This window comes from Paenibacillus sp. FSL H3-0333, from assembly GCF_038002805.1.
GTDB classification, from domain to species: Bacteria; Bacillota; Bacilli; order Paenibacillales; family Paenibacillaceae; genus Paenibacillus_AQ; species Paenibacillus_AQ silagei.
Genome location: NZ_JBBODG010000001.1, coordinates 1109945 through 1124440, shown reverse-complemented (window position 1 = coordinate 1124440; position 14496 = coordinate 1109945). Strand labels below are relative to the sequence as shown.

Genomic DNA, 14496 nt, shown 5'->3' with positions numbered 1-14496 from the left:
AGCATTATTCTCCTTTTTCCATCAATTCTGCTTGTTCCGCAATTGACAGTGCCGAGATAATCTCGGTAATATCCCCGTTCATCACCTGATCCAGACGGTGAAGGGTTAAGCCGATCCGGTGATCCGTCACACGGCTCTGCGGGAAGTTGTAGGTACGGATACGCTCACTGCGGTCACCGGTTCCCACCTTGCTTTTACGTTCTCCGGAATACTTCGCTTCCTCTTCCTGCCGCTTCAAATCCGAGATCCGGGTACGCAGCACCTTCAGCGCCTTATCCTTATTGGAGTTCTGGGACTTGCCGTCCTGGCAGGTAGCCACGATCCCCGTAGGTACGTGGGTTACACGTACTGCTGATTTGGTCGTGTTAACGGACTGTCCGCCCGCGCCGCTGGAACAGAAAGTATCGACACGGATATCCTTGTCATGAATCTCGATTTCAAAATCTTCCGCTTCCGGCATTACGGCCACGGTAGAGGTAGAGGTATGGATACGTCCGCCGGATTCTGTGGTAGGGATGCGCTGCACACGGTGTGCGCCGCTTTCAAATTTCATTTTGCTGTAAGCGCCGCGCCCGGTAATTTGGAAGATGACTTCCTTGAAGCCGCCGAGATCATTCGTGTTCACATCCATCAGCTCTACGCGCCAGCCCTGGGCATCGGCATAACGGGTATACATCCGGTAGAGGTCAGAGGCGAACAAGGCCGCTTCGTCCCCGCCGGCTGCGCCGCGGATTTCCACGATTACGTTCTTGTCGTCGTTAGGGTCCTTAGGCAGCAGGAGCAGACGAATCTTCTCCTCAAGAACGGCCTGACGCTCGGACAGGTCATCGATCTCCATCTTGACCATTTCTTTCATTTCATCATCAAGCTTCTCGGCCTGCATCATCTTCGCGGCTTCAAGCTCTTCCATTACGTTCTTATATTCGCTATACGCCTCGAAGGCGGGCTGCAAGTCGGATTGTTCTTTGGAATAGTCCCTCAGTTTCTTACTGTCGCTTGCAACATCCGGGTCACATAGCAGTTCACTGAGTTTCTCATAGCGGTCCGCCAGGGATTGCAATCGGTCCAACAAGGGAATTCACCTCTCCTGATTCAAATTCTTCGTTCATTATTACTTTAAATTGTTGCTACAACTGAAGTAGATATACGACTTTATATTATACCACCACAAGCCTCAATTGGCTACAGTACATGCGGCGGGCCGGGGATTTTTTTAAATTAAGATTCTGTATGATCTTATGATGTTGAGCCTCCGGCCAGCTTATACATCGGCACCGAGTCCGAATGACGCAAAGAAACCATCCAGCAAGCAAACCTCTACTCCTGAATGGCCTCTCTATAACAAGCGAAAAGTCTCTATACGTTGAACCGGAAATGCATAACGTCGCCGTCCTGCACCAGATATTCCTTACCTTCCAGACGCAGCTGCCCGCGTTCCTTGGCACCGTTCATTGAACCTGCCGCCACCAGATCGGTATAAGCTACAACCTCCGCCCGGATAAAACCGCGCTCGAAATCAGTGTGAATCACGCCCGCTGCTCCAGGGGCCTTAGTGCCCTTGCGGATAGTCCAGGCACGAACCTCTTGAACACCCGCAGTGAAATAAGTGTACAGACCCAGCAGCTTGTAAGCCGCTTTGATCAGACGGTTAAGCCCGGATTCCTGCAGACCCAGCTCCTCCAGGAACATCGCCTTGTCTTCGCCTTCCAGCTCCGCAATCTCCGCTTCCACTTTGGCACTAATCGGTACGACTTCAGCATTCTCGGCTGCTGCGAATTCACGGACCTGCTGCACATAAGGATTCTCCTCGGCAGTAGCCACTTCATCCTCGCCCACATTCGCCGCATACAGCACCGGCTTCAGGGTGAGCAGGTGAAGATCACGCACGATCTGGCGCTCATCGTCAGACAACTCCAGACTGCGTGCAGGCTGGTCCTGATACAGGGCTTCCTTCACGCGCTCCAGTACTTCTACTTCCTGGGCGTATTTCTTGTCGCCGCCCTTGATGTTTTTGCGGGAACGCTCGATCCGCTTCTCCACGCTCTCCAGGTCAGCCAGAATCAGCTCCAGGTTAATCGTCTGGATGTCGCTGATCGGATTCACCTTGCCGTCTACATGGGTCACGTTCTCATCGACGAAGCAGCGCACCACATGAACAATGGCATCCACCTCACGGATATGGGCCAGGAACTTGTTGCCCAGGCCTTCGCCCTTGCTCGCACCGCGCACCAGTCCGGCAATATCGACGAATTCAAAAGCGGTCGGAACCGTCTTGTTCGGCTGTACCAGCTCCACCAGCTTATCCAGACGTTCGTCCGGCACTTCTACAACCCCGACGTTCGGGTCGATGGTGCAGAACGGATAGTTGGCGGATTCTGCGCCCGCTTGTGTAATTGCATTGAATAATGTCGATTTGCCTACGTTGGGAAGTCCAACGATACCTGCTTTCAAAGCCATTTATATGACAACTCCTATTTTCGGTTGGTTTGATCACCGCATGAAATCCCGAACTGATCTCAAACCATTATATATTAGAACAAATTCTCCAGCAACAGCAGAAGTCAAGGGCGGGCGGCCAAACTCATCTTACCGTGTAAAAAATATTTACTTGGCGCTGCCCGTTGTGGTCAGTTTTTCAATTACATTTGGCCTACACGGCGCTTCTACTCCAATTGTGGTCGGTTTTTCGACTACATCCAGCCTACACGGCGCTTCTACTCCAATTGTAATCGGTTTTTCGACTACATCCAGCCTACGGGGCGCGTCCGCTCCAATTGTGGTCGGTTTTTCGACTACATCCAGCCTACACGGCGCTTCCTCTCCAATTGTAATCGGTTTTTCGACTACATTTCGACTACACGTTGCGCCAGTCCCATTTTGTTCGTTTTTCCGTGAATCCTTGGCTCACACATCGCCGCACTTACTCTCGAACACTGCCCCTTATGCAAAAAGACTCCTTGAGGAGTCCAGTTACTTCGGCTGGTGCTGTGCAGAACCTTATGCCTGCCTGGTGCTACTTTCCGCCTGCAGCCTACAGCGTCTTGGACATCGTGATGTCTGTAACCTGGAAGCCCATTTTCTTGTATAGCCCGAAGGCGCGTTCGTTGTGCCCAAAGACATGCAGGCCGATCTTGGCCGCCTTCAGCTTCCGGGCTTCTTCATCCAACAAGAGTAGTGTCTGCTTGCCATAGCCCCGGCCCTGGAACGGCTCAAAGATATAAATGTCATAAATGAACGCCTCCCGCACCCCGCGGTTCTCGCTCACGTTGAACCAGAGATAACCGGCTTGAGTCCCCGAAGCGTCCTCTACTACCGAATAGAAATAAGCTCCCGCCGTATTGAGGCCTTGCGGCAGGTAGCGATTCATCGATTCCTGGGCCTGCGCTAACGCTGTATCTGCATCCCAGGCTCCGGCTTGTACTTTCTCTTCTGCGTAGTCGCGGGTAGATTGCTTCAAGAACGACTGAAACGCAGATTCGTCCATCGGGACCAATGTAATCGTCATTTGGATACCTTCCTTCGGTTCTGATTATAAAAGTAAGCCTGGCTCAGCGCCGGACCAGACGCGGCGTTCCACGCAGTGCGGCAAGATCCGGCGCACCGATGCCGAACATCACCGTCCGCAGCTCCAGCTCTACCTGGGCCAGCGCCTGATCCAGCACCTCCTCGGAGCTGACGGCCGGACCCAGCAGCCCCCGTCCGAAGCCCGCCAGATCGGCGCCAAGGGCCAGCGCCTTGGCAGCATCGACGCCGTGCTTCAGCCCGCCGCTGCCGATCAATGCCCCGCGCGGGGAGACCGCGCGGACCTCGGCAATGCACTCCGCCGTGGGAATGCCCCAGTCGGCGAAGGCCTCCGCTGCCGCACGCCGAACCGGGTCGATGCTGCGGAACTTCTCTACTTGGCTCCAGGAAGTGCCGCCAGCTCCGGCAACATCGATGAAGGCAGCGCCAGCCTGATACAGCCGGGCGGCCGTATCGCCGTCAATCCCCCAGCCTACCTCCTTGATCCCCACTGGAATCTCAAGGCTCCGGCATAATGCTTCTATCCGCTGCAGCAGGGAACCGAAGCCGGTGTCACCCTCGGGCTGGAATACCTCCTGCAGCCCGTTCAGATGGAGAACCAGCCAGTCCGCTCCGGCAATCTCAACCGCCCGGCGGCATTCTTCTACCCCGAAGCCGTAGGCGAGCTGCACGGCTCCGACATTGGCAATGACCGGAATTGTGGGTGCATTGGCCCGCACATGGAAGGTAGCCGCCAGCTCCGCGCGTTCTACAGCCGCGCGCACCGAGCCGACGCCAAGCGCCCAACCCCGGCGCTCCGCCGCTTCGGCCAGCCGCTCATTGATCTTCCCTGTAGCCGCGCTTCCCCCGGTCATGGAGCTGATCAGCAGCGGGGTACGCAGCGTACGGCCTAAGAACTCAGTACCCAGTGAGATGGTATCGTAATCCAGCTCCGGCAGCGCGTTATGGCGGAACCGGTACTGCTCGAACCCGGTTGTAATTCCATTGCCGGCCACATCTTCATTCAAGCAGAGCCGTACATGCTCAATCTTCCGTTCTCCGGTTCTGGAGTCGGGCAGCAGAGATTTATGTCCGGCATGGCCTGAGCCTGCTGCCTCCTGACCTGGCTGGGGCCCTGTTCCTGAGGGCTTCACAGCGCTCTGCGGCACACCGTTTCGCGGCATATCATTCATGCTGTCTTCCTCCGTTTCTGCTTCACTTTTCTCAAAAAAAGAACAAAATCATCCTACGGAGAATGTATACTGTTTTCCACATACAGTTGGCCCATGCGCCTACGTGCGAGCACTATGTATGCTGTTTTCAACTTACATTCGGCCATACACCTGCCTGCGAGTACAATGTATGCTGTTTTCCATATACATTCGGCCATGTGCCTGTGTGTGAGCACTATGTATGCTGTTTTCCACATACATTTAGGCATGTGCCTGCGTGCGAGCACTATGTATGCTGTTTTCAACTTACATTCGGCCATACGCCTGCCTGCGAGTACAATGTATGCTGTTTTCCACATACATTCGGGCCATGTGCCTGCGTGTGAGCACTATGTATGCTGTTTTTCACATACATTTGGACATACGCCTGCGTGCGAGCACAATGTATGCTGTTTTCCACATACATTCAGCAACAAAGACACTCTACGAGTTATTCAAAGACTGGTGCCGCCCCTAAAAGGCGGCGAAACCGTCTCTACTTGCAATATATCCCGCTCCACAATTACCTTCCATTATAGCACAACTATAGCACAACCCTGCTCGGCCATTGAACGCTGGCGGGGGGTTCACTCCTCATACATGGCTTGCAATATATTCGCCCACCAGCCTGCCCGACAAGGACACCACAGGGGTTCCCCCGCCTGGATGCGTGGTTCCGCCCACATACCACAGTCCCTTAACATCGCTGGAACGGTTGCCAGGGCGGGAGAAGGTCTGCTTCACCGTATTGGAGGATATCCCGTAAATGGCTCCCTGATGCGCCAGCGTATCGCGGGCGATATCCTGCGGGGTGTAGCGCTCCAGCACATCTGCGGACGACAGCCCGCTCACTCCATGGCTCTCCAGCACGGATATTACACGTTCCCCGTACTCCTCCTTCTCCTCACTCCAGTCACAGGCCGGGCTCAGATAAGGTGCATTAGCCAGAATGAACAGGTTGCTGCCGCCCGCAGGCGCCATCTCAGGCTCAGAATAACCGGAATGGCATACATACACTGCCGGCTGCTGCGGCGGACGCTTATGCCCGAAGATATCCTTAAATTCCTGCTTATAGTTCTCCGGGAAAAATACCGTATGATGCAGCAGCACATCATACGTACGCGGCACGCCCGCAAGCGTTACCAGCCCGGACAGGGAGGGCTCGTACGCTTCAATCTTACGGTCCGTCATTCCCGGTCGTACCGCTTCAGGAAGCAGCATCTTGTTGATGCTCAGGACATCGCCACCGGCAATCACGGTCTTGGCCGGGTAGAAGCCCTGCTCCGTATCCACACCTTCCACCGCACCGGAGACTACGGAAATTCCCGTCACCTCCGTGCCTGTAATCAGCCGTACGCCCAAATTCCGGGCGAGTGCAGACAGACCGCTGATTAATTTATAGGTGCCGCCCTTCACCCCGTATACGCCTTCCTGAATCTCCAGATGACCAAGCATGGCGAAGATGGAGGGGGAGCGATACGGCGATGATCCCACATAGGTGGCATAGCGGCCCAGCATAGCCAGCGTATTCGGGTGGCTGAAGTAGCGGAGCAGCAAGCTATGCAGGCTGAGAAAAGGCCTTACGCGCACCAGATCCCGCACAAGGGAAGGCGAGAGCTTATCCCTCCAGGATAGCAGCAGCCTGTTCAGGAACTGCTTCTCGCTGAGCTGATACAGCCGCGAGGCTTCCTCCAGAAACTCCGGGAACCGCGCAGCATCCGCCGGGCTGTAGGAAGCCATCTGCTCCCGCATTCGCCCGGTATCCCTTGAGAAATCGACAACCTTGCCGTCTGCGAAGACATTGCGGGTGCGCGGCTCCAGCTCATAGAGCTGGACATAATCCTCCATGCGGGCTCCCGCAAGCTCATAGAGCGAGCGAAAGACATGGGGCATCGTAATTGTACTGGGGCCGCGGTCGAAGGTGTAGCCCCCCGCCTGAACACGCTGCAGCTTACCGCCCGGATGCTGCTGGCGTTCCAGCACGGTGACTTCCCAGCCTTCAGCGGCAAGAGTGACCGCACAGGACAGCCCCCCGAATCCGGCGCCTATGATTACTGCCTTCGGTTTCATCCATAACGCCTTCCTTTCCATTCATAGCCTGCGCGCGTGCGGCTTCCGCGCCAGGACGCCACAGCAATCAGCGACAGGCAGAGTATACTCGCCGGAAGTAGGAGACAGAACCAGAACGGCTGCCGACCGGCAGCATCGCTGGTCCGTTTCACGGCCAGACCGGCAAACAGCGCAGCAGCGGGCCAGAGGGCCGCACCGGGCTGTCCGCTTAGGGCATAGTACAGAACGGCGGCGGCGGGCACCGCATACAGCGACAGATATGCAATAAGCACACCCAGCAGCAGCAGCGGGCTGCGGCCGATACCGGCATAGATATTCTTCCGGTAGCCATTCCATACTTGCCGGGCATTGTGATACATCCGCATGAACGCCTGCTCCGTAACATCCATGAGCGCCACCGTTCCGCCCGACCGCTTCACGGCGCGGGCCAGCGCCATGTCATCCACCAGCTCGCTGCGGATGGCTTCATGCCCGCCGCAGCTGTCGTAACTGTCCCGGTGAATCAGGATGAAGCCCCCATGCGCCGCAACAAACCGCGGATCTCTGGAGCCGCGGACCAGCGGAATGGGCAGGTGGCAGATGATGGTGAAGACCATCAGGGGAACAACCAGCCGCTCCAGCCAGGTTCCGGTCATCTGCCGGGGGAAGCCGGTAATCATGCCGCCGTCCGCTGCTTCAGCAGCAGAAAGCGCCGCCTGAAGCGCCCCGTGCTGAAGACGGACATCTGCGTCCATGAACAGCAGCCAGTCTCCGCTTGCCGCTTCTGCAAGCTGAGCGCAGGCATGGGACTTGCCCAGCCAGCCCTCCGGCAGCTCTCTTCCCTTCAGAACGCGTACTCCGCTGCCCGCTGCAGCGGCAATAGCCCCCGTTCCGTCAGTTGATGAATCATCCAGTACAATAATCTCCACCCCGATTCCGCCGGTGTTTGAGGCCATTACAGAGGAGAGGCAGTCCCCAATATTATCCGCTTCATCCCGGGCGGGGATCAGTACCGATAAGCTCAAGGCCCGTGAGGATGCCGTTGCTTTTGCTGGCAGCGCCTTCGCCGCTCTTGTACCGACCGCTGCCCCCAGCTTGGGGAGCTGCGCTGCATTCCATATTGCGAACAATAGCTGGAGCAGCACAATACCGGTTACAGCCTGAAAGAATACGTTCATCCTCTCCCACCGCCCGGCCGCAGCAGGTCAAGCCATTCATTGGTAGATCTCCCCCGGCGGAGCAGCGGCCTGAATTCATCCGGCATATAGCCTTGATGGTTAAGCACTCTGCTGCGGTGGGACTCCAGTTGTCCGCCAAGAACAGTCTCCAGCGTACGAGCTACCCTTGAGCGGTCCATATCCGCCCAAGGGAGCAGCAGCGGCGCACCGGCCAGCAGCGTAGCCTCCGGCTTCGTATGCCGGAACAGGCCGTGGTATAGCGTCACTGGGACTACGGCCGCCCCCGGACTGAGCCGCAGCGCCAGGGCCGCCCCTTCCTTCAGGCTCAGCGGCCGGTGCTCCAGCGGCCGGATTTCCCCTTCAGGATACATCCAGACACTCTCTCCCGCCTGCAGCAGTCCGGCTGTATACCGCAGCGAAGCCCGCGCATCCCCTGGACTTCCAGGGTTAATGGAATACGCGCCAAGCTTTCTGAAGAAGGCATACTTCCGGAGCTGCTCCTCTTCCATCATGAAATAATGACGCTTCCCCGGCAGCTTCCCTGCGGCGTGATAGGCCAGCAGGCCGTCCCACCACGAGCTGTGATTCATGAGGTAGAGAATCCCCCGCCCGGCAGCGGCAGCGGGCTGAAGCTCTCCGCTGATTCCAATGAAGTGGAAATGTCTGCGCAGCAGATACAAGGAATTATAACGGTAGAATAACCAGTCAAACCTTCCCGATGGAACGGCTTCCAGCATAGCGTAGACTCCCTTCGGCCAAAGCGGCGCCTGCTCCGGCGATCACCGCGCAGGCAGGCAATCCCTCTGTCAGGCTGATCAGGCCGAACAGGATCAGGATCGCCTGATACAGGCGGGTGCCCCGGCGGGCAGCCAGGCGGGTGAACGGCACAGCCGGGAGCAGCATAGACAAGGCAGCGCCTGCAATCAGCCAGCCGCCGAAATTGCTCCAGGGCACTTGGTAGAAGCCCCCGCCACCCTCCCAATGCCAGAAGTTCCTCGCATGGGCAACTGGATCGAGCACCAGATCCATCAGGACCGTCCAGAAGCCTACCTGCACGGCCCGCAGCAGCAGAAGCCGGAGGCCGCGCTGTCCGAAATCATGGCTGATCAGCACGGCATTACACACAACAGCAATCCAGGCGAAGCCCAGGGTAACCGGCACACCAAATAATAAAGGCCCGAGAATAGTAGAATAATTATAATCCCCAAACAACCGGCCGGAATGCACGCCTACCCATTCGACGGCCATTCCGCCTAACCAGATAAGAGCCGCAGCATACCAGAATCGCTTAGTCATCCGGCCTCCTGAAGAATTGACTGACCAGTCAGACATGAAGGGTTTGAATTGCCCCTTGATTAATAAGTCCAGCCCGTAGACACCATAGAATACGAGAAATAATCCGTTAGAGAATTTCAGGCTGTCCGGAATTCCGAACACGATCAGCAGCAGTGCACCGATGGTATACCATATCCAAAAAAGGGTTCGGACCATCGTTAGACCACCGCAGTTCTTACACCGGCATAACGCACGACCGTACGCTGGAACAGCTGAAGCTTGGCTTCATCGCTGACATAGGATCTTTTGCGGAAAACATCATACCCGTCTGCCTCCACAGCATCCAGAATAGCAGCATAGAAGGATGCGGCAAGTTCAATGGCCAGACCGCTCTCCAAAGGATACGTGTGCACATGCTCCAGCCCTCGCCGGAACCAGTCCAACGCTTCTCTCCGCAGCTCCTGGATAACGGCAGTAAAACGGTAATTGACCTCTCCGTCCTCCAATTCCTGCTGACTGTAGCCATGTCCCACCATCACCTCAAGCGGCACATATCTGCGTCCTCTTCTGAGATCCTCACCCACATCGCGGATGATATTGACCAGCTGCATTCCTATCCCCAGCGCAATCCCCGATGTCCGTGCCGCTTCACTCTGATCATCCCGCAGAACAGGCAGCAGCATCTCCCCTACCGTTCCCGCTACAAGATAACAGTAATCCTTAAGCTGCTCCATCGTGTCATAGGCTGTGAAGGTAAGATCTCTAAGCTGTCCCTCCATTTGCAAAAGAAACGGCTCACGCTGAAGCTGCGGGAAGCTGCTGAACAGCCAGCGCAGCGCCGGCCAGATGAAATGCCCGTCCGCCTGCTCCAGATTCATGAAATGCTCCCGCAGCTCATGAATGCTGTATGGCGCGCCTTCCGGCTCATCCACACTATCGTCTATAATCCGGCAAAAGGCATAAATAACATGCACCGCCTCACGCCTGGGACTTGGCAGAACATCAAACGCCTTATGGAACGAAGTGGATCCTTTCTTCATCAGTTCCTCACATTGCTGCAGTATCCTTTCATCCATGTACGCTCATCTCCTTTATCATTTCCTGAACGGCAAGCTTCGCTCCCTGCATGACGATCGGCACACCGCCGCCCGGATGGACGGAAGCACCTGCGGCATACAACCCCTTGAGCGGATAAGGCTTCGGCTGGGGCCGGAATACCCCCGACTGGCTCAGCAGCGGTGCAATACCGAAGCTGCCCCCGCCATACATTCCTTCCTGCTCCGCATCGGCAGGCGTTCTAAGCCTGCGCCAGATCACACTCGCGGCAAGCCCGGGGAAGCCCCGCTTCTCGGCATCCGTCATGACTTTATCGGCTAATGCTCCGGCTATTTCCTCCCAGTTCTTATCCGGCGCCGCCGGGACAGGAACAAGAAAATAAAGCACGCTCTGTCCGGAAGGAGCTGCACTGTCGTCCAGCGCTACCGGATTAAATACATAATAAGATGAATCCTGGGGAATTTGTCCCAGGTCAAACAGCTCATGCAGGCTGCTATTCAGACTATCCGGCAGGAAGAACTGGTGCACCAGCGACTCCGGCCAGCGCTTGTCTGTGGCCGCATAGATCAGCAGACAGCCCGAGGAGGGCTTCCAGCTTCCGCGTTTTATGGCCTTGGCCGATACGGATCTGCCCTTATTCGCCGTCACAACCGGTGCCTGTTCCTGCTTGAACACACCAGGCGGCAGCAATTGCTCTACATTCGGGAAATCTCCATTGTACAGAACGGCATCATAAGGAATCGACTGCCCCTGAACAACAACTCCGCAGCAGCGGCTTCCTTCAACAAGCAAAGATTCCACCTCAGCGCCCGTATGAATCTGTACCCCGCGGTCTTCCAGCTCCCGGGCCATGATCTGCGGCAGCGTCCCGTATCCGCCCTTCAGCATCCAGATGCCAAAGGCATGCTCGGCGTAAGGAAGCATGGTGTAGATACCAGGTGTGCGGAAGGGCGCTCCTCCAATATAGAGGCTCTGCAGGGAGAACGCATCCTTAAGCTCCTCATTGCGAAAATACTGGCCGATCGCAGAGCGCAGATTCCGGTAAGCGCGCAGGCGAACCATCAACGACAGGTTAGCCGGACTAAAGAATTCCCGCCCGCTGGCATACCCCCGCTCCAGGAACGACGTCCGCCCCTGCGGATACAGCACTGCCATGTCCTTCATGAACCGGGTGAAGCCCTTGCCCTCTCCGGGATAGAGCCGGTCAATCTCCTCTGCCTGCGCCGACGCATCTGCGAATTTGGTCAGCACCCGCCCGCTTCTGAAGTGAACCCGGTAGAGCGGATCACAGCGCAGCAGCTCCAGGCTGGATCGCGGAAGGCCGCCTTCCTCCAGAATACCGAGAAGCATCTCCGGCAGCAGCACGATGGTAGGGCCGCGGTCAATCCGGTAGCCGTCCTGCTCTTCAAAGGCCACACGCCCGCCCGCTTGGGGTGCCCGTTCATAGATCACCACCTCATGTCCCTGACGGGTAAGCAGCAGCGCTGCCGTCAGCCCGCCGATTCCGCTGCCTACGATGGCAATGCGGCTCATAACGGAACCCCCGCACCTGCGCCGGGCGCACCCGCCTGTACGGTGAACCGCCCCCGCACAGCCTGGTCATGCTCCCGCAGCAGCCGTGCGCTAATCTTGGCCGACTCGAAGATCGTCGGCAGGCCGCTGCCCGGATGGGTTCCCCCGCCGACCAGCCAGATGCCGCGTACCTCCTCGAAGGTATTATGCGGCCGCAGATGCATCATCTGCCCGAGATTATGGGCCAGATTGAAGGTGGCCCCGTTATATACATTCTGCTGGTTCTGCCAGTCCAGCGGAGAGAAGAACAGGCTCTCTTCCACGCGTCCGGCGATTCCGGCAAGCTGCGGGATCTGCTGCAGCCGCTCCATCATCCAGTCCTCCACCACAGCACGCTCTTGCTCCCAGTTGATATCGGCACTCAGATTAGGCACCGGCATCAGCACATAGAGCGAGGACTTACCGGGAGGCGCCAGTGTCTTATCGATGACTGACGGATTATGAATATAGATAGAAGCATCCTCCGACAGAACGCCCAGCTCCGTGATCTCTTTGACATTACGCCGGTAATCGTCCGCGAAATGAACCGAATGATGACTGAGGTCCACCTCTCCATCCACACCGAGGTAGAGCATGGCGGTGGAGCAGGAATATCTTTTACGGGCAATCTTGGCAGGGGTGTATTTCTTCAGAAGCCCGGGCTCGAACAGCTGGGTCATTGCAGATCCAAAATCTGCACCAATCACAATATAATCCGCATCCACCTTCTCCCCGTTCTCCAGCAGCAAGCCTGCGGCCTGCCCGTCCTTGACGATAATGCGTTTCACCCCGCTTGTGGTATGGACCCGCCCGCCATGCTCCTGGATGACCTCAGCCATAGCCTGAAGCACACGGTTAATGCCGCCAGTCGGATGATAGAGGCCGTAACGGTGCTCCATGTACGACAGAATCGTGAAGGTGCCCGGACACTCCCAAGGCGACATTCCCAGATACTTGGCCTGGAACGTGAACGAGAACCGCAGCCGCTCATCATCGAAATAACGGGACAGCCGGTTGTATACGGTGTCTGTAGCGTTCAGCTTAGGCAGCGCGTGCAGCACATCTCTTTTAAAATAATCCCCTAACGATTGGAACGGACGCTGCAGCAACGGGATCACCCGCTCCAGCTTGTCGGCTTCTTCGGCCATGAACCGGCGGTAGCCGTTGCCATTGCCCGGGAACAGCCGCTCAATCTCCTCGGCCGTCTGATCCTGGTTCGTGGAAGGCGTAAATACGGTATCTCCAAAATGCAGTGAATACAGCGGATCAAGCGGTGTAAGCGAGACATAGTCATGCACCGAACGCCCTGCCAGAGTGAACAGCTCCTCCAGCAAATGCGGCATCATCAAGAAGGTGGCTCCCCGGTCAAAACGGTAGTCTCCCAGCTTCAGCTCGCCTGATCTTCCGCCAACTTCTGCCTGTTGTTCATAGAGATCTACTTCATATCCTTCGGCGGCAAGCAGCATGGCGGCGGCCAGCCCGCCCGGTCCTGCGCCGATTACTGCGACTTTTGCGGTATCTGTGGTTCGGATCAAGCGACGTCCTCCTTCGTTCAAACGTTATACAAAAACTATACAATAGTGATACAAATATCATACATACTTTGCCGGGCCATGTAAATATCATCCGCCGGACTTCCAGCAATTTGGTTGCTAGACTTGTCCATAGCAAAAGAACCGGACAGCCCTGTACAAGGGTTCTGACCGGTTCCTATGGAATCTACTTCAATTAAAATCCGCTATATTTGCTAAGCCCTATGCCGGATTCCGGCATATTCCTGATCGAACCAGGCTTGCCATTTCTCCGGCGGCTCCGCCATCACATAGGTGGCGTTGGTATCCTGGAGGCTGATTGCCTCATAAGCTCTACCGCCCGCAATGAGCTGCATCTCCGGGTACAAGCTGCCTAGCCGTTCAAGCAGCTCCTCCGTATAAGGGACTAGCGTACCATTCGTAACGGATAGGCAGACAGCTCCGATCCGCTCTTGCTTCTCCAGCAGCTCCATCACACCGTCTTCGGGGGTATTAGCCCCCAGATAGATGACTTCAACCCCGTTCCTGCGCAGGAACAGCGAGAACAGCAGCAGGCCGACCTGGTGATGCTCTCCTGCCGGGCAGAAGGCAAGCACCTTGTGCAGATGGGCATACACCGGGAACACGTGAAAGAACTGGGACAGCCGGTTCGAGATCCTATGTGTCATATAATGCTCCTGGGCCACGGTTGCCGTCCCTTGCTCCCAGGCATCACCAACCTTCACAAGAACAGGCACCAACACCTGATGGACCATCGCCTCATAGCCGTACAGGGAGAACCCGAAATCGATCAGGGCATCGGCCCGCTCACCCTGGATGTCGAGCAGCGCTGCATAGATCTGCTGCCTCATTTTGTCCAAGGCATCCTTGGGGTCACCGCCCGCAACGGACAGCCGTTCATCCAGGTCCTTCTGCTTATGCTGCTTCAGCATCCGCACAGCATGTGAGATACTGATGCCCGGTTTATCGGTCTGTTCCTTCAACCAGCGAAGGTCCTCAATATTCTCTTGGTTGTACAGTCTATAGCCGGACTCGGTACGTTCCGGGACGACAGCCGCATACCGGTTCTCCCACGCCCGCAGAGTGACAGAGGGAATATCGAGCATTTCGACGACCTGTTTGATGGAATACACGATGGATCTC

General features: G+C 56.6%; 12 protein-coding genes. All 12 read right to left on the bottom strand.

Features of this window, described 5'->3' with window-relative positions; genetic code table 11:
* Positions 1–4: 4 nt before the first annotated feature.
* The 12 genes from prfA to MHH78_RS04945 all read right to left on the bottom strand — a co-directional run bounded on the left by prfA (position 5) and on the right by MHH78_RS04945 (position 14486).
* The gene (gene prfA / locus MHH78_RS05000; protein ID WP_076080826.1) at positions 5–1072 is read right to left on the bottom strand and encodes a peptide chain release factor 1; all 1068 of its coding nucleotides are present in this window, start codon (positions 1070–1072) and stop codon (positions 5–7) included.
* Between the two features lie 284 nt (positions 1073–1356).
* Positions 1357–2457: a redox-regulated ATPase YchF gene (gene ychF, locus MHH78_RS04995; protein WP_036726185.1), complete on the bottom strand. Its 1101-nt coding sequence runs from the start codon at positions 2455–2457 to the stop codon at positions 1357–1359.
* 574 nt (positions 2458–3031) lie between these two features.
* Complete coding sequence (locus tag MHH78_RS04990) at positions 3032–3505, bottom strand: GNAT family N-acetyltransferase (protein ID WP_341166784.1); 474 nt, start codon at positions 3503–3505, stop codon at positions 3032–3034.
* A 43-nt stretch (positions 3506–3548) separates the two neighbouring features.
* Positions 3549–4694, bottom strand: coding sequence for a type 2 isopentenyl-diphosphate Delta-isomerase (gene fni / locus MHH78_RS04985; protein WP_341166783.1), 1146 nt, complete (start codon positions 4692–4694; stop codon positions 3549–3551).
* A gap of 612 nt (positions 4695–5306) precedes the next feature.
* The gene (locus tag MHH78_RS04980) at positions 5307–6782 is read right to left on the bottom strand and encodes a phytoene desaturase family protein (RefSeq protein ID WP_341166782.1); all 1476 of its coding nucleotides are present in this window, start codon (positions 6780–6782) and stop codon (positions 5307–5309) included.
* Positions 6779–7939, bottom strand: a complete 1161-nt coding sequence (locus tag MHH78_RS04975) for a glycosyltransferase (protein ID WP_341166781.1) — start codon at positions 7937–7939, stop codon at positions 6779–6781. Before MHH78_RS04975 ends, MHH78_RS04980 begins: the two co-directional genes overlap by 4 nt.
* On the bottom strand, positions 7936–8676 hold the full coding sequence (locus MHH78_RS04970) for a lysophospholipid acyltransferase family protein (RefSeq protein WP_341166780.1): 741 nt from the start codon (positions 8674–8676) through the stop codon (positions 7936–7938). The genes MHH78_RS04975 and MHH78_RS04970 overlap by 4 nt, the downstream gene beginning before the upstream one ends.
* Positions 8645–9430 carry a carotenoid biosynthesis protein gene (locus MHH78_RS04965; RefSeq protein ID WP_340946519.1) on the bottom strand — a complete coding sequence of 262 codons (786 nt, stop codon included), beginning with the start codon at positions 9428–9430 and terminating at the stop codon, positions 8645–8647. The genes MHH78_RS04970 and MHH78_RS04965 overlap by 32 nt, the downstream gene beginning before the upstream one ends.
* 2 nt (positions 9431–9432) lie before the next feature.
* Complete coding sequence (locus tag MHH78_RS04960; RefSeq protein WP_341166779.1) at positions 9433–10290, bottom strand: phytoene/squalene synthase family protein; 858 nt, start codon at positions 10288–10290, stop codon at positions 9433–9435.
* The gene (locus MHH78_RS04955) at positions 10283–11803 is read right to left on the bottom strand and encodes a phytoene desaturase family protein (protein ID WP_341166778.1); all 1521 of its coding nucleotides are present in this window, start codon (positions 11801–11803) and stop codon (positions 10283–10285) included. Before MHH78_RS04955 ends, MHH78_RS04960 begins: the two co-directional genes overlap by 8 nt.
* Positions 11800–13356, bottom strand: a complete 1557-nt coding sequence (locus MHH78_RS04950) for a phytoene desaturase family protein (protein ID WP_076080840.1) — start codon at positions 13354–13356, stop codon at positions 11800–11802. Before MHH78_RS04950 ends, MHH78_RS04955 begins: the two co-directional genes overlap by 4 nt.
* A 212-nt stretch (positions 13357–13568) precedes the next feature.
* Positions 13569–14486, bottom strand: coding sequence for a MerR family transcriptional regulator (locus MHH78_RS04945; protein ID WP_341166777.1), 918 nt, complete (start codon positions 14484–14486; stop codon positions 13569–13571).
* Positions 14487–14496 lie beyond the last annotated feature (10 nt).

Coding starts and splice junctions, on each gene's coding strand:
- ychF (WP_036726185.1), bottom strand. CDS start 2,457: ATGGCTTTGAAAGCAGGTATCGTTGGACTTCCCAACGTAGGCAAATCG.
- MHH78_RS04990 (WP_341166784.1), bottom strand. CDS start 3,505: ATGACGATTACATTGGTCCCGATGGACGAATCTGCGTTTCAGTCGTTC.
- fni (WP_341166783.1), bottom strand. CDS start 4,694: ATGAATGATATGCCGCGAAACGGTGTGCCGCAGAGCGCTGTGAAGCCC.
- MHH78_RS04980 (WP_341166782.1), bottom strand. CDS start 6,782: ATGAAACCGAAGGCAGTAATCATAGGCGCCGGATTCGGGGGGCTGTCC.
- MHH78_RS04975 (WP_341166781.1), bottom strand. CDS start 7,939: ATGAACGTATTCTTTCAGGCTGTAACCGGTATTGTGCTGCTCCAGCTA.
- MHH78_RS04970 (WP_341166780.1), bottom strand. CDS start 8,676: ATGCTGGAAGCCGTTCCATCGGGAAGGTTTGACTGGTTATTCTACCGT.
- MHH78_RS04965 (WP_340946519.1), bottom strand. CDS start 9,430: ATGGTCCGAACCCTTTTTTGGATATGGTATACCATCGGTGCACTGCTG.
- MHH78_RS04960 (WP_341166779.1), bottom strand. CDS start 10,290: ATGGATGAAAGGATACTGCAGCAATGTGAGGAACTGATGAAGAAAGGA.
- MHH78_RS04955 (WP_341166778.1), bottom strand. CDS start 11,803: ATGAGCCGCATTGCCATCGTAGGCAGCGGAATCGGCGGGCTGACGGCA.